Origin of the sequence: Sulfitobacter geojensis (genome assembly GCF_000622325.1) — a bacterium.
Lineage (GTDB): Bacteria > Pseudomonadota > Alphaproteobacteria > Rhodobacterales > Rhodobacteraceae > Sulfitobacter > Sulfitobacter geojensis.
The window spans coordinates 3,348,705-3,372,199 of the sequence record NZ_JASE01000005.1 but is presented as its reverse complement, the minus strand read 5'-3'; the positions used below and the strand labels follow the sequence as shown (position 1 = coordinate 3,372,199).

Below are 23,495 nucleotides of genomic sequence, written 5' to 3'. Positions count from 1 at the left end.
CGCTTGGTCCGTTATCTTACCGGCAAATCTCTCACTTATTCAGGTCCACAAAACATGAAGAAACTGCGCAGCCATACTGTAGGAATCGACAGCGGCGATGTGATCCTGTTCACCGATTATGAGGACGGTGGCGAGATGTGGACCGGCCGTGGCCAACGCGAGCGCCGCCGCCACATCAAGTTTTCCGAAAAGTATAAGGTCGCGCCGACGGTACAGCTGTCCCCGTCGCTTTGGGATCTGGACGCCTCTACCATCATGCGCGCGGACATCGAGGCGGAGTCCGTCACCAAAGCGGGGTTCGATATGGTGTTCCGCACGTGGGGGGACACCCGCATCGCGCGGATCCGCATCGCATGGATGGCGATCGGCGAGATGTCAGAGCTGGACGATTGGGACGTGGTGTAACGCCCGATTAAGGCGTGTACATCCCGTCATAGATAGGTCCCAGCGTGTCTGCTTCGAACAGGGACGATACCGACGTGCCGTTCCAGATGTTCAGAATTGCCTGAGCAAAGATCGGTGCCGTCGGCACGATGCGGATATTGGCCGCGTTCTTGACCTCTGGCGTGGGTTGAATGCTGTCGGTGATCACCAGTGATTTCATCACGGAGTTGGTCACACGTTCGACGGCAGGGCCGGACATCACGCCGTGGCTGATGTAGGAATGCACTTCCTTGGCACCGTTTTCCAACAGCACCTCGGCCGCTTTGCACAGGGTGCCGGCCGTATCACAAATGTCGTCAACGATCAGGCAGGTCTTGCCGGTCACATCGCCGATCACGGTCATTTCGGCAATCTCGCCGGGTTTTTCGCGGCGTTTGTCGACGATGGCCAACGGCGAATTGATCCGCTTGGCCAGCTCGCGTGCACGGGCCACACCCCCGACGTCGGGCGAGACGATCATCAGATCGCTCATCTGGTCTTTGAAGTGGTCCTTGATATCCAATGCAAAAACCGGTGACGCATAAAGGTTATCGACCGGAATGTCGAAAAAGCCCTGAATCTGTGCGGCATGCAGATCCATCGTTAAAACCCGTTCGATGCCGGTGCCAACCAGCATGTTTGCGACCATCTTGGCAGTGATCGGCGTGCGCGCCTTGGTGCGGCGGTCCTGACGGGCATAACCGAAGTAGGGCAGAACAGCAGTGACACGCGCAGCGGAAGAGCGGCGCAGCGCATCCGCCATGATCAGCAGCTCCATCAGGTTGTCATTGGCCGGGTTGGAGGTGGATTGGATAATAAACATGTCCTCGCCACGGACGTTGTCGAAAACCTCGACAAAGATTTCACCATCGTTGAACCGTTCCACCCGCGCTTCGACCAACCCGACGTTGACCCCGCGGTGTAGCGACATCCGTCGGGCGATGGCTTTGGCCAAGGGCATATTGGCATTGCCCGAGATGAGTTTCGGCTCTGATGTGCGTGGCATAGGGGCTCCGTGGCAGCGGTATATGACAGAATCGTTACGTTGAACCTCGCTTAACACGCAGCTACGGTGCGGCAAACCTTAGGGAGGTCCAAATGGCCCAGATCGATTATTTTTTCGCGACACTATCGCCTTATTGCTACCTTGCCGAGCAGCGGTTGGAAGAAGTCGCCGCTAAGCATGGCGCAACCATCAATTACAAGCCCTTTGACTTGCTCACGGCCTTTGGGCGCACGGGCGGCACCCCGCCGAAGGATCGCCACATCAGCCGGATCGAATACCGCGCACAGGAATTGCCACGCCAGGCCAAAAAGCTGGGGCTGCCGTTCAACTTGCAGCCGGCGCATTGGCCGACCAATGGCGCACCTGCGGCCTATGCGTTTATCGCCGCGCAGAACGCAGGCGGTGGTGATCTGGGCAAGCTTGCGCATGCGATTTTCCGTGCCGTTTGGGCGGAAGAAAAGGACATTGCCGAGGATGCGGTGGTGCGGGCCTGCTTGAGTGAAGCCGGATTTGACCCCGAGCTTGCCAACAGCGGTTTGCTGGAAGGGGCAGAAACCTATGCCCGCAATCTGGAAGACGCGGTTGAGGCCGGTGTTTTCGGTGCGCCGTTCTATATCATCGACGGGCAGCGGTTCTGGGGGCAGGACCGGATCACGGATGTTGACGCATATCTGGCAGGCGACTTGTGACGGTTCAGCAAGGATTTACCCCGCATATCACCACGATCGGGCAAGGGGCGCGCCGCGGCCTTGCATTGCATTGTACGATGGCTTTCGGTGGGGCATGGGCCGGTATGGCGCAAGCGCTGCCGGGGCTCAGATTGGTGGCACCCGATATGCCCAGCCATGGACGCAGTGCCGATTGGGACGAAATCAGCAGCTTTGGTGAAACGGCCTTTCAGGCGACATTGGCGGCGATGGACGAGACGCCAATGGATGTGATCGGTCATTCCTTCGGCGCGATGATTGCGTTGCGTCTGGCGGTGGAAGCGCCCGAAAGGCTGCGCAGTCTGACTGTGATCGAGCCGGTGTTCTTTGCGGTGGCGAAAGCGGATGCGCCTGAGTTGTTAAGTGACCATGCCATCAAAGCGAAACCGTTCAGTGATGCGACGGACGCGGGCGATCTTGAAACGGCGGCGCGGACGTTTAACCGGATGTGGAGCGATGCTGGCCCGCCGTGGGACACATTGCCTGAACGCACGCGTGCGGCAATGACCCGCGCGATCCATGTGGTGCCGGACACGCATGAGATGCTGTTTGATGATACGTTGGGGTTGCTGGAACCCGGTGCATTGGATGCCTGTACCATACCCACGCTTGTGGTGCGCGGCGGTGCGTCCCACCCTGTCATGACGGCGACCAACGACGGACTGGTGGCGCGGATGCCGAACGCAACCTCGGCCGCGATCAGCGGGGCAGGGCACATGGCCCCGATCACCCATCCCCTTGACGTGGCAAAGGCAATGGCGCCGTTGTTGGCGCGCAGCTAGCGCAACGCCGACAGGCGGTGGCTGGTTCAGAAGTGGCTTACAAACGCGTCGATCTGATCGCAACCAATGGACCAGTCGCAGACCAGCCGCGCGGCCACGTCCTCGTTCGCGGGACCTTCAAGCGGGCCGTCCCACAGGTAATACCGCGCGCCTGCGTCATGCAGTTTCTGATGTATGGCGCGGGGCCAGCGGGCAAAGATCATATTGGCCTGCGGCTCATGCAGGAAAGTGGCACCAGCCGCGCGCAGCCCTTCGGCAAGGTAGGCGGCATTGGCGTTTGCCGTCTGTGCGATCTCGATGAATGCATCGTCTTGGAGATATCCGGCCATCTGCGCCGACAGAAAACGGTGTTTGGAGAACAGATGCGCCCCGCGTTTGCGGCGCAGTTCGAATTCCCAGGCTTTGGCTGGATCGAAGAACACAACCGCTTCGACGCCCATGCATCCGTTCTTGGTGCCGCCGAAACTGACCACATCGACACCTGATTTCCATGACATTTCCGCTGCTGTGCATCCCAGCGCGGCCATCGCATTGGCAAAACGCGCGCCGTCCAGATGGACAGGCAGGTCATGGGCCTTGGCCACAGCGCTTAGCGCCTTGATCTCTGCTAGTGAATGCACTGAACCGCGCTCGGTGACTTGCGTGATTGATACCGGGCCCGGCTGTGCGCCGTGGACGTTGCCCACTGCCTGTTTCTCAATCGCGGCTTCCAACGCAGCCGGCGTCATTTTGTCGTCGGTATCAATGAGGCTTAGCTTGGCCCCGCCGGCATAGAATTCGGGAGCGTTGCACTCGTCCTCTTCGATATGGGCAACCTTGGAACAGAAAATCGTCTGCCACGGCTGGGTGTAACAGGCCAGCGCCAAGGCATTTGCAGCGGTGCCGGTGGCGACCAGATAAACGGCGGCCTCGGGGGCTTCAAATACCTCGCGGATGCGGGTGCGTACCTCATCCATGATGGTGTCTTTGCCATAGGGCATCTGGTGGGCGCTGTTGGCCGCAATCACGCGTTCCATGACCTTGGGGTGTACAGGGCCGGCATTGTCAGAGGCGAAAAACATCAGGTTGGTTCCTCTATGATGTGGTCTTCCCATTCTTCGAAAGGGGTGTCGAATTCCGAAACGGTTTGCCCTTGGACAGAGATGCCCGCCGCATGCACGCTGTCCTGTGTGCCACTGATCAGCGGGTGCCATTCGGGCAGGGGTTTTCCTTGCCACAGCAGACGATAGGCACAGGTTTGCGGCATCCAATAGGCGTGCGTGTCGAGGTTTTCAGGCTTGAGCACAATGCAGTCAGGCACAAACTGGTGACGGTTTTCGTAATGGGTGCACAGGCAGGTCGCATCGTCGAGAAGCCGGCAGGCAACACGGGTCAGGGCGACCTCTTCGGTGTCCTCGTCCTCCAGTTTGTTCAGGCAGCATTTGCCGCAGCCATCACAGAGGGCCTCCCATTCAGTGGGCGACATTTTCTTGAGCGGTTTCTTTTCCCAGAAGCGCGGAGTCAGACCGGCACGGGTGATCAGATCACTCATAGGGCGGCCAGAATTGCGCGGGCTTGCAGGCTGTCGGCGTCCATTTGGGTGATCAACGCCTCAAGGCTGTCGAATCTTTCTTCACCCCGCAGATGTTGGACCAAGGCGACAGAGAGTTGCGTGCCGTAAAGGTCGCCTTTGAAATCAAAGAGAAAGCTTTCAAGGTTGGCTTTGTTCTCGCCGAACATCGGGCGCACGCCAAGGCTGGCGACGCCATGATAGGTGCCTTTGTGCGGCCCTTCCAGAACATCGACGAGAACCGCATAGACGCCAAAGGCGGGCTGGTGCAGCCCGTCGATGGACATGTTCGCAGTGGGATAGCCCAGCTCGCGGCCCCGTTGTTCGCCGGTGATGACAGGACCGTCGATCCGGTGCCAATGGCCCAACATCGTTCCTGCCGCGGCCATGTCACCGGCGCTGAGCGCCATGCGGATCGCGGTGGAAGAAACAGTTTGCGCATCCTGCGCCATCAGCGGTGCGACCGTCACGCCAAAGCCCAGCTCCTGCCCGAAGCGGATCAGGTCCTCAGCTTTGCCAGCACGCCCTTTGCCAAAGCAGAAATCGGCACCGACGACCACGTGACGCAGGCCCAGCCCGTTCTTGATCACGTCGCGGGCAAATTCCAACGGCGTGAGGGAGGCCAGACCCTTGTTGAAGTTCAACTCATAAAGCCGCTCGACGCCAAGCTTTTCAAGCCGGTGTGCGCGGGCCTCGGAGGACATCAGGCGAAAGGGAGGGGCATCGGGCGCGAAATATTCGCGTGGATGCGGTTCAAAGGTGACAATGCCAAGGGGCGCATCCGGCACGGCGGCGCGTGCCATGTCGATGACCGAAAGGTGCCCTTGATGGACGCCGTCAAAGTTCCCAATCGCGGCGGTTGCCCCGCGATCGGCCTCACTTACAAATTGATAGTCACGTATGATCCGCATGGGCCAAATCTCTAGCCCTGCAATGGGTTAAGGGCAAGCGGTGCATGGCTTGCCCTTTGAAAAATACATCGGGATGGAAAAATCAGTCGAACTTGCGCGACGGGGCCAGCACGGTTGCCTCACCGATCAGGACTTTCTTGCCATCGACGGAGCAGTGGCAATCCATCTTGACCCGGCGTTTGGAGAATTCGATGTCGGTCACTTTGACCTCGGCATAGACCATGTCGCCGGGGCGCACGGGTGCGAGGAATTTCAGCGACTGGCCCATGTAGACGGTACCGTGGCCCGGCAATTGTTCACCGATAACGGCAGAGATCAGCCCCGCCGTCAGCATGCCGTGGGCGATGCGGCCCTCGAATATCGTGTCGCGGGCGTAATCATCGTCCAGATGCACAGGGTTATGGTCGGTGGAAATCTGCGCGAACATCTCGATATCTTCATCCGTCACGACCTTGCGCAGATAGCGCATCATGCCGATTTCGATGTCTTCGATACAGATCGTGCCGCGCGGAAGATTGTCCAACATTTGTCACCCCTGAGTAATAATCTGCTGTTTAGATTGCGTTAGTTGTAACTTAATTACTTCGCAGGCGCAGAAAATCAAGGGGAAAATGATCAGCGCAGAAACCCGATTGTGTAGGTCGGGTTAGACATTTCCTTTTGTAAATAGTCGTTTAGCGCATTCGGGTCCGGCTGCGCGTCAGTTTTTGTTTCTGCAGCGGCCAGACCACCGGAGATGAAAAGAGAATCGATGTCCTCGCCCATCGCCCCTTTGATGTCGGTCAGAACACCGTCGCCGATGCATAGGATGCGGTCATCGGGGATCGTGGTGCCAAGGGCGGCAAGCCGGCGGCGGGCAAGGTCGTAAATTGGCGGATGGGGTTTGCCGAAATACAGGCTTTCGCCACCCATTTCGGTATAAAGCGCGGCCAAGGCACCGGCACACCATTCACGGGTTTCACCGCGATCAACCACTATATCTGGGTTGGCGCAGAGCAATTTTAGGCCCTTTTGCTTGGCATAGAGGAACTGGGGGCGCATCACTTCGGGGGCGGCGAGGGGGTCTTCGGGGCCGGTGCAGATGATGCCTTCGGCCTCTTCCAGCGGAACTTGGGTGATGTCGACCGGATCGTCGAGCAGTTCGAGGGGTTCAAAGAAGTTCTGGTCGTGCGGCTGGCCGATGAACCATACTTTGCGGCCCGCGGTGCCGCGAAACATCGCCGAGCGTGCGGAATCGCCGGAGGTGGCAATGGCGTCCCAGCTGTCGGTGGCCACGCCAAACCGGTCTAACTGTTTGGCAACGCTGTCAAAAGGGCGCGGCGCATTGGTGACAAGCGCGACCTTGCCGCCGGATTTGCGGTAGGTTTGCAGGGCGGCAACTGCGTCGGGCAGGGCCGCGACACCGTTGTGGACGCAGCCCCACAGGTCGACAAAAAGCGCGTCATATTGCGCGGAAATCTCGGCAAGGGTTTCGACGATTCGGGTCATGGGACGGGCCTTTTTCTGGGACTGTGGAGCGTCGAAAAGGGGGGGCACCGGGCGTACACCCCCTGTACACCCCCCATGCACCCCTTCGGGTGCATCATTCGCTTACATCTTGAGGTTCGGGATGATCTGCTTTTTGCGGCTCATGATGCCGGGCAGGACCACGGAGTCGCCGCTGACCGTCGCGCCAAAACTGTTTTCAGCGATGGTTTTGACGGTGTCGTTGGGGACCAGCAGTGTCGCTTCTTCTTTCAGGATATCCACAATGAACAGCAGCACTTGCGCCGCGCCGTCAGCCGTGGCGACCGTGGGCATTGCGCCCATCAGCGCATCCTTGCGCGCCAACAGCGGTGCCGGCGAAGTGGTTTCAAGGACGGACACGCGCAGGTTGGTGCCGTTCAGATCGAATTCCTTGCTGTCCATGCGCAGCAGCTCTTCTTCGGAGAAGGCAGAGACATCGGATTTTGCGGCGAACATGTCAGCGGCAAAGGCAGAGATGTCGACGCCCAGTTCTTCGGCGATGGAATAGGCGATTGCCTTGTCTTCCTGCGTGGTGGTCGGGCTGCGGAATTCCAGCGTGTCGGACAGGATGCAGGACAGGGCCGCGCCCTTGATCTCGCGGGGGGCTTGTGCCCAATCCTTGCCGATCATCTTCCACATGATGGTGGCGGTACAGGCCAGCGGCTGGATGTTGATTTCGATCGGGCCACGGGTTTCCAGACCGGCCACAAGCCGGTGGTGGTCGATGATGCCGGTGATATTTGCATCGTTGATGTTGTCGGGCAGTTCGGCGGGGTTGTTGGTGTCGACGATCACAACGTCTGTATCAGCCGCGAGGTCGGTCATGATTTCGGGTTTGTCGAGGTTCCAGTGGTCCAGCATGAACAGGGCTTCGGTGTTGGGTTCGCCCAGCAGGACGGGCTTGGCAGGGACACCTTTGATTTCGTTCAGATACCACGCCCAGACAATCGGGCTGCCGGTGCTGTCTGTGTCGGGGGATTTATGGCCAAATACGAGGGTTGTCATGGAAGGGTTCCTTGCGTGGGATATCGGTTCGAGGGCCTTATATGCACGGCTGGCAGGCTTGTCACGACCCAGCGTCAGAGACCCAGTGCGCTACGCTTTTTGCGGGTTAGTCCGGCCACAACCATATCATAGGACGCGCGGATGTGATCACGCAGGCTGTCATCGGAAAGGCCCGGTTCGGCGTAATGCTGGATCCATTTGAGGCCGCGCGAAGCGAGATAGGGGGCGGGGCGCAGACCGGGGCTGTCGGAGAGGATTTCAAACGCCATTTCGGAGGCTTTGAAAGTGACGGCAGCGTCAATGCCGCTCATTCCAATGACGGCGAACAATTTGTCGCCAACTTTATACACGTCGGAATTGCCCCATTGGACGACATGGGTGGCATGGGGCAGGGAGGCACAGAAACGGTTCAGTTCATCACGGGTCATGACGTGAGACTAGCGGGTTGGACTGGCGGTGCAAATGGGTCAATCTGCGCAAATGAGCACCGCACGCGAAACCGACCTGTATCCCCCGATCAAATCCTTTCTGGAGGATCAGGGGTATGTTGTGAAATCCGAAGTTGGTGCCGCGGACGTTGTGGCGATCCGCGGCGCGGAGCCGCCGGTGGTGGTTGAGCTGAAGCTGGGCTTTTCGCTGGCGCTGTTTCACCAATGTGTGGAGCGGCTGAAGGTCAGCGATGAGGTTTACATGGCCGTGGCGCACAAGACGGGCAAACCGTTTCACAAGGCGGTAAAGGCAAACACGGCGATGGCGCGTCGGCTGGGGCTGGGGTTGATCACTGTGCGGCTGAAGGACGGGCTGGTCGAGGTGCATTGCGATCCGGGGCCCTATGCGCCGCGCAAGTCACCCAAGCGGCAGGCGCAGTTGTTGCGCGAATTTGCGCGCCGGCAGGGGGACCCCAATGACGGCGGGCAAACGCGGATGGGGCTGGTGACGGCTTACCGTCAGGATGCGTTAAAGTTGGCGGTTTATTTGTTCGAGGTCGGGGCGAGCAAGGGTGCCGATGTGGCAAAGGAAACCGATGTGACGCGCGCCACGACAATGATGCGGGACAATCATTACGGCTGGTTCGAGAAGGTGGAGAAGGGCGTTTACGGGCTAACACCCGCAGGTGCCGAGGCGGTCGCCACAACCGCGCGCGTTTTGGGCGCGGGATAGCAGCAAATTTTTTCCAAAGCGTTGGTTGACTCCTGAATGGGAGGTGCCTAGCTATGCGTCGTTATCACTCGAGCATGATGAGTGCTAACGCCTGAGCGTTCCACGAAGGGACGGCAGGCTTGGAATAACCTTTGAGCCTTAAGGAGCTGCAAAGATGGCATTAACACCGCTTCACGACCGCGTGCTGGTAAAGCGTACCGAAAGCGAAGAGAAAACCGCTGGCGGTTTGATCATTCCTGAGTCCGCGAAAGAAAAGCCCTCCGAGGGCGAAGTTGTATCTGTTGGCGAAGGCGCCCGCAAAGACAACGGTGAGCTGATCACACCTGCGGTTAAAGCTGGCGACAAGATCCTGTTCGGCAAATGGTCCGGCACGGAAGTTACTGTCGACGGCGAAGAAATGCTGATGATGAAAGAGAGCGACATCATGGGGATCATTTCCTGATTTGAGGGAGATGGTGGGCTTTGCCCACTCCAAGGTTCGACGCTTAATTCTGAAATAAATGGAGAAGACAAATGGCAGCTAAGGACGTCAAATTTGACACCGATGCCCGCAACAAAATGCTGACGGGTGTAAACACTCTCGCAAATGCGGTTAAAGTTACCCTCGGCCCGAAAGGCCGCAACGTGGTTCTGGACAAATCGTTCGGCGCCCCGCGCATCACCAAAGACGGTGTATCCGTGGCCAAAGAGATCGAGCTGGAAGATAAGTTCGAGAACATGGGCGCACAGATGGTTAAGGAAGTTGCTTCCCGTACCAATGACGAAGCAGGCGACGGTACAACAACCGCCACTGTTCTAGCGCAAGCCATCGTTAAAGAAGGCATGAAATCAGTTGCAGCGGGCATGAACCCGATGGACCTGAAGCGCGGCATCGACATGGCGACGCTGACAGTTGTTGAGGCCATCCGCGCCGCAGCACGCCCCGTATCCGACAGCGACGAAGTTGCACAGGTCGGTACAATCTCTGCAAACGGCGAAAAAGAAATCGGCCGTCAGATCGCAGACGCGATGCAGAAGGTTGGCAACGAAGGCGTTATCACTGTTGAAGAGAACAAAGGTCTGGAAACAGAAACCGATGTTGTTGAAGGCATGCAGTTCGACCGCGGCTACCTGTCACCATACTTTGTCACCAACTCCGACAAAATGACTGTTGAGCTGGAAGACGCGATCATCCTGCTTCACGAGAAAAAGCTGTCTTCCTTGCAGCCAATGGTTCCACTGCTCGAGCAGGTGATCCAGTCGCAGAAGCCACTGCTGATCATCGCAGAAGATGTTGAAGGCGAAGCGCTGGCAACTCTGGTTGTGAACAAGCTGCGCGGCGGTCTGAAAATCGCAGCTGTTAAGGCACCTGGTTTTGGCGATCGTCGCAAGGCGATGCTGCAGGACCTCGCGATCCTTACAGGCGGTCAGGTGATCTCCGAAGATCTGGGCATGAAGCTTGAGTCCGTGACAATGGACATGCTGGGTTCCGCCAAGAAGGTTTCCATCACCAAGGACGAAACCACTGTTGTGGACGGCGCTGGTGAGAAAGCCGAGATCGAAGCACGCGTTGCACAGATCCGTAACCAGATCGAAGAAACCACATCCGATTACGACAAAGAAAAGCTGCAAGAGCGTGTTGCGAAACTCGCCGGTGGTGTTGCTGTGATCCGCGTTGGCGGCATGTCCGAAGTGGAAGTCAAAGAGCGTAAAGACCGCGTTGACGATGCACTGAATGCGACACGCGCTGCTGTGCAAGAAGGCATCGTTGTTGGCGGTGGTGTTGCACTGGTACAGGCCGGCAAGAAGCTGGAAGGTGTCGCAGGCGAGAACAACGATCAGAACGTCGGTATTTCCATCGTGCGCAAGGCACTGGAAGCGCCACTGCGTCAGATCGCTGAAAACGCTGGTGTTGATGGCGCTGTTGTTGCGGGCAAAATCCGCGAGAGCGACGACCTGACATTCGGCTTTAACGCGCAGACCGAAGAGTATGGCGACATGTTCAAATTCGGCGTGATCGACCCTGCCAAAGTTGTGCGTACAGCGCTTCAGGATGCGGCATCTGTTGCGTCTCTGCTGATCACAACCGAAGCCATGGTTGCCGACAAGCCTTCTAAAGAAGGTGCCGGCGGCGGTATGCCTGGCGGCATGCCCGACATGGGCGGCATGGGCGGCATGATGTAAGATCATCCCCATTTATCTTGTTGTTAAGGCAGGATACGCAAAAGGCCCTTCGGGGCCTTTTGTCGTTTTAGGCGGGGCTGGATAGGGGCAGGAAATTTCGATGTTTTAGAGCGCACGTTAAGCTTCCATCAAGGGCAGGGATGTTAGGGTCTGCGTTCCTGAGAGTGGTGAGTGTTCATGAAACCTGAAAGCGTCCAACCCCCCCCATCGTCGAAAAACAATCCGGTGCCTCTCAAGATATTGAGGATTTCATATATTTGATCAGCCATGACGTGCGCGCTTCTGTGCGGGCTTTACTGGAATTGCCCCGCTGGATTGAAGAGGATCTTGAAGAGGCGGGTGTGAAAATTGACGGCTCTGTTGCAGCGTCGATCGAGCTGATGAACCGGCACACCGGACGTCTGGATAGGATGTTGGTGGATTTGCTGACCTTTTCCCGCATCGGACGCATGCAGGAGGTCCGTGAAAACCACTTGCCCCGTGTATTAGATCAAGTGCTGGAAGATATTCCGGTCCCCGCAGGGTTTGCTGTGATCCGCGATATGGAGTGTGATCAACTGGTCATGGGGGATCGCGATGTTCTGACGCTATTTGACGCGCTGGTCGGTAACGCGTTGAAGCATCACGATAAATCGTCCGGCCAAATTGTGATCAGCACGTCCGTGCAAGCAGGCGAAGTTGTTCTGTCGGTTGCAGATGACGGGCCGGGTATCCCGCCCGAATACCGCGAGAATGTTTTCGGAGCGATGCGCACTTTGCGGCCGCGCGACGAGGTGGAGGGCAGTGGCATGGGGCTCGCCAATGTCCGCAAAATCGCAACGCTTTATGGTGGCTCGGCACGAATTACTGATTCCCCATACGGTCGCGGCACCCTTGTCGAAGCGCGGGTCGGGGTGAATTAGGGGCATCAGGTTCCTCCCAATTTCATCAATTGCGCTGCGTCTTGCGCGCTACGTTAAGGAAACGGCAGGAAATATCCGCAATCCTGTAGCTGAATAGACCAACCAAGGACCACGCCAATGCTGAGTACAGCAGAAAACAAGTCTTCCTTTCCCGGTGTTCCACCGATCCCGCATGACATCCGCGCGTTGCTGTTGGATGACAGCAACTTCGACCGTGCCCGCATCCGGCGGTTGAGCCAGAAAACCGAATTGTCCATTCATCTGGACGAGGTCGATAGCATTCAAGCCATGGACATGGCGGTGGCCAAGCAGAATTATGATCTGATCCTTATTGATTACAGATTGCCGGTCGGTGACGGGATGGAGGCGCTTCACCATGTTCTGTCTAATGACGGGAACAAGGATGCGGGCAAGATCATGATCACCGGCGATGGTGCCCGCCAGACCGCGATGCAAGCCATGCGTGGCGGGTACCATGATTTTCTCACCAAAGAAGAGATGGATGCCCAAGGATTGCGCGATGCCATGCTGAACGCGGTGGGCATGGCCCGCCAGCAGCAGCAGTTGATGTTGCAAGCGACCCAGCATCGCGAATTCTTACGCCAGGGTTTGGTCGCTGCGCTGCAGGATAGTGATGTGCAGGGCAGTGTCGTGTCGTTGGTCCGGCGCAACATGGCAGGTGCGGGCGACCGGTTTAACGAGATGATTGGCCGGTTTGACGCGGCAGATGTCGATGCCTTGCTGGCCGGGTTGGATGACGAGGATGATTTTGTTTTCCATTGATGCGCACGGCGCGGGCTGGTGATGACGAAATCCTGAATACTGACCTCTTGGCGCTGGGGATCAGAGTCGTTAAGCCAAGGTATGCGCCTAGCCCTTGCCATCACCGTAACCATGATCGCTTTCGCCGCGAATTCCGTGTTGACGCGCATGGCGATTGAAGGCGGGTTTATCGATCCGTCAGGTTTCGCGTTGGTGCGGGTTGTGTCCGGTGCGCTGGTGCTGGGCATGATCATTTCCCTGCGCGGCAGCGGTCTTCCGCTTTTGCGCCGCAACAGGATACCGGGCGCGCTGAGCCTTGCCGTCTATCTTGTCGGATTTTCACTGGCGTATCTCACCCTTGATGCGGGGTTAGGGGCATTGATTTTGTTCGGTGTGGTGCAGGTCACGATGTTCGCCCATGGCGCACTGCGCGGGACAGCCCCCACGGGGCGGCAGCTTACCGGTGGGGCTGTGGCATTCATCGGGTTGCTTTGTGCCCTGTGGCCCGGTCCGGGCGGTGTGGCCGATCCGACAGGCGCGGCACTGATGGTTTTTGCAGGGCTCGGTTGGGCCGCCTATAGCATCATCGGGCGTGATGCGCAGGATCCGCTGGCGGCGACATCTGCCAATTTTCTGCTGTGTATCCCGATTTTGCTGATCCTGCTTGCGGGTACCGGTCTGACGTTTAGCGCGACTGGCGTCGCCTTGGGCGTGTTATGTGGCGGGCTGACATCGGGTTTGGGTTATGCTTTGTGGTATGCGGTTTTGCCGAAAATCGAAGGGGCCACAGCCGCCATTGTTCAGTTGAGCGTGCCAGTAATTGCAATCCTTGCAGGGGCGTTGTTGTTGAATGAAGGCATTGGCCCGATCGTGATCTTTGCCACGTTTCTGGTCGTGGGGGGGATTGGGTGGTCGGTCACCGGACGAGCAGCTCCAGCGGATCGTAGCTGATCCCGAAGCCCCCGAAAGCGACTGCGCCAAGGCTGTCGGGTTTATGACGGGTCGCGCCAAGCTCGGTTTGGGTTAGCTAATGCCACTGTGTCACTACGTTTTCGCTGTCTTGCCAAGTCGGGTCGATCTTTGACGTGCCAGTTAGCGTGCAGCGGAAATAGATGTCGACCTGATGAAAGCCGCTGGGCGGATCATGGAATTCATTCACCAGACAGGGGTCACCGACCCGTACGGTCAATCCGGTTTCCTCAAAGACCTCGCGGCGCAGATTGTCCGGCAGGGAAGCACCCGGTTCGACACCGCCGCCCGGCGCGCAGAGCAGATCACTTTGACCATCAGGAAAAGCATTTACCATAAGCAAACGCTTGTCGTGAAGTATGAGGGCGCGGGCCGCCAGTCGCGGGGATTTTGCGGGCATTGGTGTTCTTTTCAATCTGGTGGTGCACATGCAGCATTTCACAACACCCGCTTTCGGTCTATCTGATAGCGCATGACCCGTCAGATGTTCCTTCTTGCCGCCCTTATGGGGCTTACGGCGTGCCAGCAGTCCCCTGCGCAGGCGCGCTGCGTGGTGTTGTTGCACGGGTTGGCGCGCACCGAGACATCCTTTGCGCTGATGGAAGCGGCGCTGGAGACGGAAGGCTACCGGATCGTTAGGCCGGGCTATCCGTCGACCGAAGCCCCGATCGAGGCGTTGACCCGCGAAACGGTGCCTGCAGCTGTGGCTGCTTGCGGCACGCCCAAAGTCGATTTCGTGACCCATTCGATGGGCGGGATCCTTGTGCGCCAATGGGTGAGCGAGGCGGGCGGCGACCGCGTGGGCCGCGTGGTGATGTTGGGACCGCCAAATCAAGGCAGCGAGGTGGTCGATCAATTGAACGATATCGTCGCGTTTGACTGGATCAACGGGCCAGCGGGGCAACAGATGGGCACGGGGCCCGACAGCCTGCCGCTGAAACTGCCCGCTGCGACGTTCCAGCTTGGGGTGATCGCGGGATCGCAATCGCTGAACCCCTATTTTTCAACGCTGTTGCCGGGGCCGGATGATGGCAAGGTTTCTGTTGCTTCGACCAAACTGGCGGGGATGCAGGACCATATTGTTTTGCCCGTGACCCATACGTTTATGATGAACAATCCACGGGTGATTGCCCAGACGATGCACTTTCTGAAGGTCGGAAGGTTCGACCGCAGCATGACGTGGTTCGAGGGTGTGCTTGATTCAATTGGTTGCCCCGAAGGCGGCTGTATTCTGGGAGAAGAAGAGACCGATGCCAAACCTTGATCTGACCGGCGCGCAGGTGTTGCATGCGGATGGTCTGCGCGCGGCGACGCTTTCTTTTGCGGAGGGGATTGTGTGTGACACCCCCGTTGGGCGGGGCGTTGATCTGTCCGGATTCATGGTGATGCCGGGCATCGTTGATTTGCACGGGGACGGGTTTGAACGCCATCTGGCGCAACGGCGCGGCGCGATGAAGCAGATGGACGCAGGGCTGATCGCTTGCGAAGCGGAACTGGCGGCGAACGGGATCACCACCGCGGTGCTGGCGCAGTTCGTCAGCTGGGAAGGCGGGATGCGGGGGCTGGAATTTGCAGAACGCGTTTTCGCGTCAATCCGCGATACGAAACAGGCGCTGGTGACGGACCTGCAAGCGCAGCTGCGATTCGAGACCCATCTTTTGGAGCTTTATGACGACCTGCCGCAGCGGTTGGCTGATTGGGACATTCGTTACATGGTGTTCAACGACCATCTGCCGCATGACCGTCTGGACGAAGGCAAATTGCCACGGCGGTTGAACGGGCAGGCGTTGAAGGCGCGGCGCAGCCCCGAAAAGCACCACGCCTATATGAAAGAACTGCACGCCTTGGGGCCGGAGGTGCCTGCGGCGTTGGATGCGCTGTGCCCACGTCTGGCGGCGGCAGGAATTTGTATGGGTAGTCATGATGACGCTACCGCTGAAACCCGTGCAATCTGGCGGGCACGGGGCGTGCATGTGGCCGAATTTCCAGAAACGCTGGAAGCGGCGGAGGCAGCGCATGATGCCGGTGATCCGGTTCTGATGGGCGCGCCCAACGTGGTGCGCGGCGGATCGCATAATGGGAACCTGTCGGCGATTGATCTGCTGGCGATGGGGTATTGCGACGCGCTGGCGTCCGATTACCACTACCCGTCGCCACGGCGCGCGGCGTTGATGTTGGCCGACGCGGGGGTGATGGATTTGCCAAGCGCCTGGGCGTTGGTGTCCTCGGGACCGGCGTCCGTATTGGGTTTGAGCGACAGGGGCACATTGGAGGCCGGCAAACGCGCCGATTTCGTGGTGCTGGACGCGCAAACACGCCGTGTGGCCGCGACCTTTGTGCAAGGTCGCGTGTCCTATATGAATGGCGCAGTTGCGGAGCGGTTTATCGGGTGATGCGGTTGACGTGGCCCATTTTGCGGCCCGCTTTAACCTCGGCCTTGCCGTAAAGATGCAAGGCCGTGTCTTTCTCCGCCGCCAGTGCCGGAACGCGGTCCATATCGTCGCCGATCAGGTTCTCCATCACAACGTCAGCATGGCGTGAACCATCGCCCAACGGCCAGCCGGTGATCGCGCGGATGTGTTGTTCGAATTGATCGACCGTACAGCCGTTTTGCGTCCAATGGCCGGAGTTGTGCACGCGCGGGGCGATTTCATTGACGATCAACCCTTGGCGCGTGACGAAAAGCTCAACCCCCAGCACGCCAACATAATCGAGTGCATTCAGCACCTTGGCGGCCAGGAGGACAGCATCCATCCGTTGCGAGCTGGTCAGTTTTGCAGGCACGGTGGTGCTATGCAGGATGCCGTCACGGTGGACGTTTTCACCGGGGTCGTAACAGGCGACATCGCCCGCAGGGCTGCGCGCGGCGATAACGGACACCTCGTGGGTGAAATCGACAAACCCCTCAAGCACCGCCGGAGCACCGTTCATATCTGCGAAAGCCTGATCGGCATCATCAGGGGTGCGCAGCCGCGCCTGCCCCTTGCCGTCATAACCGAAGCGGCGGGTTTTCAGGATGCTGGGGGCCCCGATGGTCGCAACGGCGGTGGCCATCGCAGCGGTGTCCGACACATCGGCAAAGGGGGCGACCGTCAGGCCCAACCCTTGCAGGAATTCCTTTTCGGTCAGCCGGTCCTGCGAAATGCGCAACGCTTCGCGGCCCGGGCGGATCGGCACCTGTGCCTCGATCAGGTCAAGGGCGGCGGTGGGGACGTTTTCAAATTCGAAGGTCACGACATCGCAGGCGGCGGCAAAGCTGCGCAGGGCGTCGGCGTCTTCATATGATGCTGTGGTGACGGCGTCGGCGACATGACCAGCGGGCGGGTTTGCGCCTGGTTCGAAAATGTGGGTTTTGAACCCTAGACGCGCGGCGGCGACCGATAGCATGCGGCCTAACTGACCGCCGCCCAGAATGCCAATGGTGCTGCCAAGTGCAAGGGGATCAGTCATCGGAGGGTTCCTGTGGAATGGACGCGCTCAGCGCGTCGCGCCATGCGTCAAGCCGAGCGGCAAGGGCGGTGTCTTGCAAGGCGAGAATGCCCGCAGCCATCAGGCCCGCATTGGCGGCACCGGGGGCACCAATGGCCATGGTCGCCACGGGAAATCCTTTGGGCATTTGCAGAATGGAGTAAAGGCTGTCGACACCTGACAGGGCCTTCGTCAGCACCGGCACGCCGATCACCGGCACACGGGTTTTTGATGCCATCATACCGGGCAAATGGGCGGCCCCACCGGCGCCTGCGATGATCACCTGTAATCCACGATCAGCGGCGGTTTTGCCGTAGTCCCAAAGGCGGTCGGGCGTGCGGTGCGCGGAAACGATGCGGGTCTCATAAGCGACGCCGAGTTCATCCAGCAGCACAGCCGCTTCGCGCATGGTGGGCCAGTCGGATTGCGAGCCCATAATGATGCCAACAGGAGGGGTGGTCATATGAATGCGCCTTTGCTCGAAAATCAGGAATGCGCACTATAGCCAGACTGCGCGGGGGGGCAATGCGGTGAATGGGGGCTGTGCCCGTGGGCTGGAAATCAGGCGATGATATCGGGGGTCAGCCGGTCCTCGATCTGGGCAATCAGATCTTTCAGCCGCAGTTTGCGCTTTTTCAGCCGCTGGACCGTCAATTGGTCGGCTGTGCCCCGTTCGGTCAGGGCTGAAATCGCCTCGTCCAGATCGCGGTGTTCACGGCGAAATACCTCAAGCTCAACGCGCAAAACGTCATCGTTTTTCATCGACAGATCGGCAGGCGCGTTCATAACCGGATGATTCCATTAGGGTCTACGGTTACAATATAGTCGTTCACCTTGCTTGCGCATAGCCCTTGCACGAAAGCGATGCTGCCCCCATATTCATGTCAACGGTTGCCATAACGGGGCCGAAATGACTGTCGCTTGAGAGTATAAGGACGTGTCGCATGACGAAAATGACGCTAGCCTCTTATCCCCACATGTTGGGATTTGAACAGCTGGAGCGCGTGCTGGAACGCACCGCCAAGACCGGTAACGAGGGGTATCCACCTTTCAATATCGAACAGACCTCTGATTTCAGCTATCGCATCACGCTGGCTGTGGCCGGTTTCGCCGAGGGTGATCTGGCCATTACCGTAGAAGACCGACAACTGGTTATTCGCGGACGCCAGGCCGATGACAGCGACGGGCGAATTTTCCTGCACCGCGGGATCGCCGCGCGGCAATTCCAACGCTCCTTTGTGCTGGCCGACGGCGTTGAAGTCGGCGAGGCGCAGATGGAGAACGGATTGCTGCATGTGGATCTAACCCGCGCCAAACCAGAGACTGTTGTACAAACGATCAAGATCAAGAAAGGGTAGGACGATGCAAGATACGAACTCCCAAACCAAGGCTGCAGAGCCAAACGACCGCACCGTTTATGTGAAATCAATTCTGGTGACCGATTTGCCCCGCGAGGTGCGCGATCAGGCCGAAGGGTTGGAACAGCTTTATTCGGTACATGATGCGCAGGGCCAGCAACTGGCCCTTGTGGGAGACCGCAAAATGGCCTTCATGCTGGCGCGCGAACACGACTATGCGCCGGTGATGGTGCATTAAACTGGCACCTCGCCATGAATGAGTTAATGTTTGAAGGGCTGCACATTGGTGTGGCCCTTTTTGCATGGGAGCTGACATGGAATTTGATTTCGACTGGGTAGATGCCTTTGCCGACGTACCATTTGGTGGCAATGGCTGTGCGGTGGTGCATGGCGGCGCGGTGTTGTCTGATGCAACCTCAATGGCCTATGTGCGCGAAACATCTTTGGTCGAATGCACTTTTACCGGTCCGTCTGATGTGGCTAATTTCAAAGTGAAATACTATTTGGCCAGCCGTGAAATTCCCTTTGCCGGCCACCCTACGATTGCGACGGTGGCCGCGCTGCTGCACCGCCAGATCATCGGCGAGGGCGCGTTGACACTGGAAACCGGTGCGGGGATTGTCGCGGTGTATGTGGCGGATGGTTTAATCACGATGACGCAGGTGGCACCGGAGTTCGGTGCGCAGGTGCCAGCAGACGTCGTGGCGCGGGTGGGCGGCATCGCGCCCGACGCCATCATTGCACCGCCGCAGGTTGTGTCGACCGGATTGCCATTCTGCATTACCGTTCTGCGCGATCGGGCAACGCTGGACGCGCTGCGCTTTGACGGTGCGGGGTTTGCGCAGTACTGCCGCCACTTGGGCCTGTCGTCGGACGATCTGATGGAACCTTACTGGATCACTTTGGATGGGGCGACGGCGGCAGGTGATACCTATGCGCGGCTGTTGCTGGCACCGCCCAGCCCGCCGGAAGATCCCTTTACCGGATCAGCCACAGGCGCGGCGGCGTCTTATCTTTGGGCGCAGGGGTTGATTGAACACCCAACATTTGTGGCGCAGCAGGGGCACGGCATGGGCCGTCCCGGTCAGGCGCAGGTAGAGGTCTTGGGCCCACGGGATGCAATCAGCGGTGTCAAAGTAGCGGGGCGCGGTGTGGTGGTTATGTCCGGCCAAGTTTACCTGCCGGAATAGAAAAAGCGCGACCCGTTGAGGGCCGCGCATTCTTCGTGGCTTAGGTAGGGCGGGTTGGGATCAACCCGAGATCAGCCCCATGCTTTCCAGTTTCAACAGCACCTGATGGGCGCAGTTGTCCACATCGACGTTTTCGGTTTCAACGGCCAGTTCAGGGGCTTCGGGCACATCGTAAGGATCTGAAATGCCTGTGAATTCCTTGATCTTGCCTTCGCGGGCCAGCTTATAAAGGCCTTTGCGGTCGCGGCGTTCGCATTCTTCGATGCTGGTCGCGACGTGGACCTCGACAAAGGCACCGAAGTCTTCGACGTCTTCACGCACGGCGCGGCGGGTGGTGGCATAGGGCGCGATGGGCGCACAGATGGCGATGCCGCCGTTCTTGGTAATCTCGGACGCGACATAGCCGATGCGGCGGATGTTCAGATCGCGGTGTTCCTTGCTAAAGCCCAGTTCGGAGCTGAGGTTCTTGCGCACGATATCGCCGTCCAGCAGGGTCACGGGGCGTCCGCCCATTTCCATCAGTTTGACCATCAAGGCATTGGCGATGGTGGATTTGCCAGAGCCCGAGAAACCGGTGAAGAACACGGTGAAGCCCTGTTTGTTGCGCGGCGGACGGGTGCGGCGCAATTCGGTGACGACTTCGGGGAAGGAGAACCATTCAGGGATCTCCAGACCTTCCTGCAAACGGCGGCGCAATTCAGTACCGGAGATGTTCAGGATGGTGACGTTTTCCTTGTCGGCAATTTCGTCTGCGGGTTCGTATTGGGCGCGTTCCTGCACATAGACCATGTGTTTGAAATCGACCATTTCGATGCCCATTTCGTCCTGATGTTCGCGGAACAGATCCTGTGCATCATAGGGGCCATAGAAGTCGTCACCGGCAGAGTTTTTGCCGGGGCCTGCGTGGTCGCGACCGACGATGAAATGGGTGCAGCCGTGGTTTTTGCGGATCAAGCCGTGCCAGACTGCTTCGCGTGGGCCGGCCATGCGCATGGCAAGGTTCAACAGGGACATCGACGTGGTCGCCTGCGGGTATTGATCGAGCACCGCCTCGTAGCAGCGCACGCGGGTAAAGTGGTCGACGTCGCCGGGTTTGGTCATGCCGACAACAGGGTGGATCAGCAGGTTTGCCTGTGCTTCACGCGCGGCGCGAAAGGTCAGTTCCTGATGCGCCCGGTGCAGGGGGTTGCGGGTTTGAAAGGCCACAACCTTGCGCCAGCCGACCTTGCGGAAATAGGCGCGCAGTTCGTTCGGCGTGTCGCGACGGGCGCGGAAATCATAATGCACGGGCTGCTGGATGCCGGTCACGGGGCCGCCGAGATAGATTTTGCCCGCCTGATTGTGCAGATAGTTCACCGCCGGATGGGCGCTGTCATCGGCACCGAAAACTTTTTCAGCTTCATGCGCCTTGTTCGGCTCCCAGCTGTCGCTGACGGTCATGGTGGCAAGGATAACGCCCTCTTGGTCGCGCAGGGCGATATCCTGCCCGATTTCCAGCGAGGCGGCGAAATCTTCGGAGACATCAAGCGTGATCGGCATCGGCCAAAGCGTGCCATCGGCCAGCCGCATGTTGTCGACAACGCCGTTGTAATCCTCTTGCGACAGGAACCCTTTCAGCGGGTTGAAGCCGCCGTTCATCAACAGTTCAAGATCGCAGATCTGGCGCGGCGTCAGGTCATGGCTGACAAGATCGGCGGCCTCTGTCTTCATTTTCTGCGCGGATTCGTAAGATACATAAAGCTCCGGGATCGGAGCGAGATTTGCCAACATGCTCATAGTTTTCTCGTTTTTTGCCTCAGACCGGACCGGCCAATTGCCTGCCCTATGCCGCTTGAATACGGCAAAAGTCTAGCAGTCCGGCGGCAAAATCTACAAAAACAGGAGAAAATCGCGGCTTTTTCAGGATTTTGGAACCTGTGTCTCTTCGTTGCTACGAAACCGTGCCAATTGTACGCTAAGGTCGCTGGCCTCCTGCACCGGCCACGCGAGAAGCGGGCTGCTCAGACCGCGCAGATCAAGCGCTTTCATCTGGTCTTGGGGCACCGCATGGCCAGCCGCCGCCAAAAGCGGGGCGGAAACGAAAGCCTGTACTTTGAATTCCTTGGTCACCCCTTCGATGCGGGATGCGGTGTTGACGGTATCACCGATCAGCGTGCGCGGGGCCTGACCTGCGGCACCGATTTCGCCCAGAACAACATCGCCCAGATGGGCGCCGATACCGATGGCGACCGGGCTTTGCCCTTCGCGGGCGAGGGTTGCGTTGAAATTGGCAAGGGCTTGGGCGATGCCCTCGATGGCGCGCAGCGCTGCATGGGCGGAACTGTCGGAGGCGGGGAGTTCGAAGACAGCCAGAAAACCGTCGCCCAGATATTTGTCGACTGTACCGCCCTGCGCATTGATCGAGGGGACAATGGCGTCAAAGAAGCGGTTCAGCAGGAACACGACGTCGTAGGGCAATTGCCCGGTGGTGCGCGCCGTAAAGCCGCGCATGTCCAGAAACAGCAGTGCGAGTTCTTTTTCTTCGCCCTGACTGGCGTGGCCGCGGTTTTTGCTGCGCCCGTCGGGTTGAAACACGCGCATCACCGTCATCGGGTCCATCGGTTTGATCTGACAGGCAAGCCGTGTGTTCGGTTCCGCACCCACCGCTGCCAGACTACGGGCTTCGGACTCGCTAGGGGGGTGCAGCAGCTCTAACCCCTCTTCGATCACCACGCGGCAAGTTGTGCAGCGGCCGCGCCCGCCACACAGGGCGGCATGGGGGATCCCGCGCAGCCGCGACATTTCCAGCAGGGTCAAGCCGCGCGGGGCGTTGATCTGCGCCCCGCTGTGATAGCGGATGGTCACGGACTGTTGGCGCGCGCGGATGTACTTCACCAGATAGGCCAGCGCGACAAGGGCCATGATCGCGCCGAACAACCAGCCCATTTGGTCCGTGAGCGTAATCAGTTCTTCAAAGGTTTCACGGTCGGGAAAGTTGAAGCGGTCGATCATCGCCTCGCGTGCGTCGGGATCGCTGAACTGTGCCTTGACCCGTCGCCCTTCAACCAGAAAACCGGCCAGCGCAAAAGCGGGGACAAGGACCGCCGCGCCCGAGAGTGCCGGAAGATATCGCCGCCACCATGCTTTGCCCCGCAGCCAGAAATGCAGCCCCGTACAGCCGTGCAGCCAGACCACCAGCAGCAAAAGACTTTGTTTCCAGCCGTCTGCCGTGTTGTAGAGCAGCAGCATGATATAGCCCATCTCGTCATTGACGTTATGGATTTCGTGGGCGGTCCGGGTGTGGACCAGATGAGCGACCAGCAGAATGGGGATGGTGATGCCCAGTCCGATTTGGACAGCTTCCCAAAAAGGCATACGCAGGGTGCCGCGCCGCGCGAGTTTGACGAGGGCAAAAGTGATGTGGACCGTAAAAGCACCGTAAAGCAGCAAGGAACCCAAAATGCTGCGTGTGACCAACTGGCGCGCGTCCTGCATGGCGTCCATCCAGACCGGCGACAACATACCAAGCCCGATGTTCACAAAATGCAGCAGGGCATAGGTGAAAAGCACCAGACCGCTTGAAATGCGCAGACGCGTGGCCAGAGTGCCGCGCCAGAGATCGTTCATAGGTTGTCCCCCGCTACCGCCTGACTT

At 58.8% G+C, this 23,495-nt stretch carries 27 protein-coding genes and 1 pseudogene; 14 read left to right on the top strand and 14 right to left on the bottom strand.

The window, feature by feature from the left end:
- The first annotated feature begins 54 nt into the window (after positions 1-54).
- The gene (locus Z947_RS0118465) at positions 55-405 is read left to right on the top strand and encodes an H-type lectin domain-containing protein (protein WP_025045762.1); all 351 of its coding nucleotides are present in this window, start codon (positions 55-57) and stop codon (positions 403-405) included.
- Between the two features lie 7 nt (positions 406-412).
- On the opposite strand, the gene Z947_RS0118460 is transcribed toward Z947_RS0118465, so the two are convergent.
- Positions 413-1,429, bottom strand: coding sequence for a ribose-phosphate pyrophosphokinase (locus Z947_RS0118460; RefSeq protein ID WP_025045761.1), 1,017 nt, complete (start codon positions 1,427-1,429; stop codon positions 413-415).
- 92 nt (positions 1,430-1,521) lie between these two features.
- Here Z947_RS0118460 and Z947_RS0118455 point away from each other — a divergent pair, with 92 nt between their 5' ends.
- Together Z947_RS0118455 and Z947_RS0118450 are read left to right on the top strand one after the other, a co-directional pair.
- The gene (locus Z947_RS0118455) at positions 1,522-2,118 is read left to right on the top strand and encodes a 2-hydroxychromene-2-carboxylate isomerase (RefSeq protein ID WP_025045760.1); all 597 of its coding nucleotides are present in this window, start codon (positions 1,522-1,524) and stop codon (positions 2,116-2,118) included.
- Positions 2,115-2,918, top strand: a complete 804-nt coding sequence (locus Z947_RS0118450) for an alpha/beta fold hydrolase (protein ID WP_025045759.1) — start codon at positions 2,115-2,117, stop codon at positions 2,916-2,918. The genes Z947_RS0118455 and Z947_RS0118450 overlap by 4 nt, the downstream gene beginning before the upstream one ends.
- Before the next feature lie 26 nt (positions 2,919-2,944).
- Here the strand turns inward: Z947_RS0118450 and Z947_RS0118445 are convergent, their stop codons facing one another.
- The 7 genes from Z947_RS0118445 to Z947_RS0118415 form a co-directional block, all read right to left on the bottom strand.
- Complete coding sequence (locus tag Z947_RS0118445) at positions 2,945-3,979, bottom strand: threonine aldolase family protein (protein WP_025045758.1); 1,035 nt, start codon at positions 3,977-3,979, stop codon at positions 2,945-2,947.
- On the bottom strand, positions 3,979-4,449 hold the full coding sequence (locus Z947_RS0118440) for a YcgN family cysteine cluster protein (RefSeq protein WP_025045757.1): 471 nt from the start codon (positions 4,447-4,449) through the stop codon (positions 3,979-3,981). The genes Z947_RS0118445 and Z947_RS0118440 overlap by 1 nt, the downstream gene beginning before the upstream one ends.
- A complete protein-coding gene (locus tag Z947_RS0118435) occupies positions 4,446-5,378 on the bottom strand; it encodes a bifunctional riboflavin kinase/FAD synthetase (protein ID WP_025045756.1) in 933 nt (310 codons plus the stop codon). Before Z947_RS0118435 ends, Z947_RS0118440 begins: the two co-directional genes overlap by 4 nt.
- Positions 5,379-5,460: 82 nt before the next feature.
- On the bottom strand, positions 5,461-5,904 hold the full coding sequence (locus Z947_RS0118430) for a MaoC family dehydratase (protein ID WP_025045755.1): 444 nt from the start codon (positions 5,902-5,904) through the stop codon (positions 5,461-5,463).
- 89 nt (positions 5,905-5,993) lie between these two features.
- Positions 5,994-6,866 carry a TIGR01459 family HAD-type hydrolase gene (locus Z947_RS0118425; RefSeq protein ID WP_025045754.1) on the bottom strand — a complete coding sequence of 291 codons (873 nt, stop codon included), beginning with the start codon at positions 6,864-6,866 and terminating at the stop codon, positions 5,994-5,996.
- Positions 6,867-6,968: 102 nt separating this feature from the next.
- A complete protein-coding gene (locus Z947_RS0118420; protein ID WP_025045753.1) occupies positions 6,969-7,889 on the bottom strand; it encodes a manganese-dependent inorganic pyrophosphatase in 921 nt (306 codons plus the stop codon).
- Between the two features lie 74 nt (positions 7,890-7,963).
- Positions 7,964-8,317 carry an MmcQ/YjbR family DNA-binding protein gene (locus tag Z947_RS0118415; protein ID WP_025045752.1) on the bottom strand — a complete coding sequence of 118 codons (354 nt, stop codon included), beginning with the start codon at positions 8,315-8,317 and terminating at the stop codon, positions 7,964-7,966.
- A 52-nt stretch (positions 8,318-8,369) separates the two neighbouring features.
- Between Z947_RS0118415 and Z947_RS0118410 the strand changes: the two genes are divergently transcribed.
- From Z947_RS0118410 to Z947_RS0118385, 6 genes are all read left to right on the top strand, one after another.
- Complete coding sequence (locus Z947_RS0118410; protein WP_025045751.1) at positions 8,370-9,050, top strand: DUF2161 domain-containing phosphodiesterase; 681 nt, start codon at positions 8,370-8,372, stop codon at positions 9,048-9,050.
- Between the two features lie 154 nt (positions 9,051-9,204).
- Positions 9,205-9,492 (top strand): co-chaperone GroES, encoded by a 288-nt coding sequence (locus tag Z947_RS0118405; protein ID WP_025045750.1) that lies wholly within the window; start codon positions 9,205-9,207, stop codon positions 9,490-9,492.
- 71 nt (positions 9,493-9,563) lie between these two features.
- Positions 9,564-11,213: a chaperonin GroEL gene (gene groL / locus Z947_RS0118400; RefSeq protein WP_025045749.1), complete on the top strand. Its 1,650-nt coding sequence runs from the start codon at positions 9,564-9,566 to the stop codon at positions 11,211-11,213.
- Positions 11,214-11,470: 257 nt separating this feature from the next.
- A complete protein-coding gene (locus tag Z947_RS0118395; protein ID WP_025045748.1) occupies positions 11,471-12,115 on the top strand; it encodes a sensor histidine kinase in 645 nt (214 codons plus the stop codon).
- A gap of 117 nt (positions 12,116-12,232) precedes the next feature.
- A complete protein-coding gene (locus tag Z947_RS0118390; RefSeq protein WP_025045747.1) occupies positions 12,233-12,898 on the top strand; it encodes a response regulator in 666 nt (221 codons plus the stop codon).
- A gap of 81 nt (positions 12,899-12,979) precedes the next feature.
- The gene (locus Z947_RS0118385) at positions 12,980-13,828 is read left to right on the top strand and encodes a DMT family transporter (protein ID WP_025045746.1); all 849 of its coding nucleotides are present in this window, start codon (positions 12,980-12,982) and stop codon (positions 13,826-13,828) included.
- Here the strand turns inward: Z947_RS0118385 and Z947_RS21270 are convergent.
- Positions 13,794-14,246, bottom strand: a pseudogene (locus Z947_RS21270) (NUDIX domain-containing protein). The gene Z947_RS0118385 and the pseudogene Z947_RS21270 sit on opposite strands and share 35 nt — an antisense overlap.
- A gap of 84 nt (positions 14,247-14,330) precedes the next feature.
- Here Z947_RS21270 and Z947_RS0118375 point away from each other — a divergent pair.
- A complete protein-coding gene (locus Z947_RS0118375) occupies positions 14,331-15,110 on the top strand; it encodes an alpha/beta fold hydrolase (protein WP_156026704.1) in 780 nt (259 codons plus the stop codon).
- Positions 15,097-16,239 carry an alpha-D-ribose 1-methylphosphonate 5-triphosphate diphosphatase gene (locus tag Z947_RS0118370; RefSeq protein WP_025045744.1) on the top strand — a complete coding sequence of 381 codons (1,143 nt, stop codon included), beginning with the start codon at positions 15,097-15,099 and terminating at the stop codon, positions 16,237-16,239. Before Z947_RS0118375 ends, Z947_RS0118370 begins: the two co-directional genes overlap by 14 nt.
- Here Z947_RS0118370 and Z947_RS0118365 read toward each other — a convergent pair.
- From Z947_RS0118365 to Z947_RS0118355, 3 genes are all read right to left on the bottom strand, one after another.
- A complete protein-coding gene (locus Z947_RS0118365) occupies positions 16,229-17,296 on the bottom strand; it encodes a 5-(carboxyamino)imidazole ribonucleotide synthase (RefSeq protein WP_025045743.1) in 1,068 nt (355 codons plus the stop codon). The two genes, Z947_RS0118370 and Z947_RS0118365, sit on opposite strands and share 11 nt — an antisense overlap.
- Positions 17,289-17,777 carry a 5-(carboxyamino)imidazole ribonucleotide mutase gene (gene purE, locus Z947_RS0118360; RefSeq protein ID WP_025045742.1) on the bottom strand — a complete coding sequence of 163 codons (489 nt, stop codon included), beginning with the start codon at positions 17,775-17,777 and terminating at the stop codon, positions 17,289-17,291. Before purE ends, Z947_RS0118365 begins: the two co-directional genes overlap by 8 nt.
- 98 nt (positions 17,778-17,875) lie before the next feature.
- Positions 17,876-18,100: a YdcH family protein gene (locus tag Z947_RS0118355; protein ID WP_025045741.1), complete on the bottom strand. Its 225-nt coding sequence runs from the start codon at positions 18,098-18,100 to the stop codon at positions 17,876-17,878.
- 158 nt (positions 18,101-18,258) lie between these two features.
- Between Z947_RS0118355 and Z947_RS0118350 the strand changes: the two genes are divergently transcribed.
- The 3 genes from Z947_RS0118350 to Z947_RS0118340 all read left to right on the top strand — a co-directional run bounded on the left by Z947_RS0118350 (position 18,259) and on the right by Z947_RS0118340 (position 19,862).
- Positions 18,259-18,672 (top strand): Hsp20 family protein, encoded by a 414-nt coding sequence (locus tag Z947_RS0118350; protein WP_025045740.1) that lies wholly within the window; start codon positions 18,259-18,261, stop codon positions 18,670-18,672.
- A gap of 4 nt (positions 18,673-18,676) precedes the next feature.
- Entirely contained in the window at positions 18,677-18,910 is a 234-nt protein-coding gene (locus tag Z947_RS0118345; protein WP_025045739.1) for a DUF1150 family protein, read from the top strand.
- Between the two features lie 76 nt (positions 18,911-18,986).
- Positions 18,987-19,862 carry a PhzF family phenazine biosynthesis protein gene (locus Z947_RS0118340; RefSeq protein ID WP_025045738.1) on the top strand — a complete coding sequence of 292 codons (876 nt, stop codon included), beginning with the start codon at positions 18,987-18,989 and terminating at the stop codon, positions 19,860-19,862.
- 60 nt (positions 19,863-19,922) lie between these two features.
- Here Z947_RS0118340 and Z947_RS0118335 read toward each other — a convergent pair whose 3' ends face one another.
- Both Z947_RS0118335 and Z947_RS0118330 read right to left on the bottom strand, forming a co-directional pair.
- Positions 19,923-21,638, bottom strand: coding sequence for a bifunctional sulfate adenylyltransferase/adenylylsulfate kinase (locus Z947_RS0118335; RefSeq protein WP_025045737.1), 1,716 nt, complete (start codon positions 21,636-21,638; stop codon positions 19,923-19,925).
- A 123-nt stretch (positions 21,639-21,761) separates the two neighbouring features.
- Complete coding sequence (locus tag Z947_RS0118330; RefSeq protein ID WP_025045736.1) at positions 21,762-23,468, bottom strand: adenylate/guanylate cyclase domain-containing protein; 1,707 nt, start codon at positions 23,466-23,468, stop codon at positions 21,762-21,764.
- Positions 23,469-23,495: the final 27 nt, after the last annotated feature.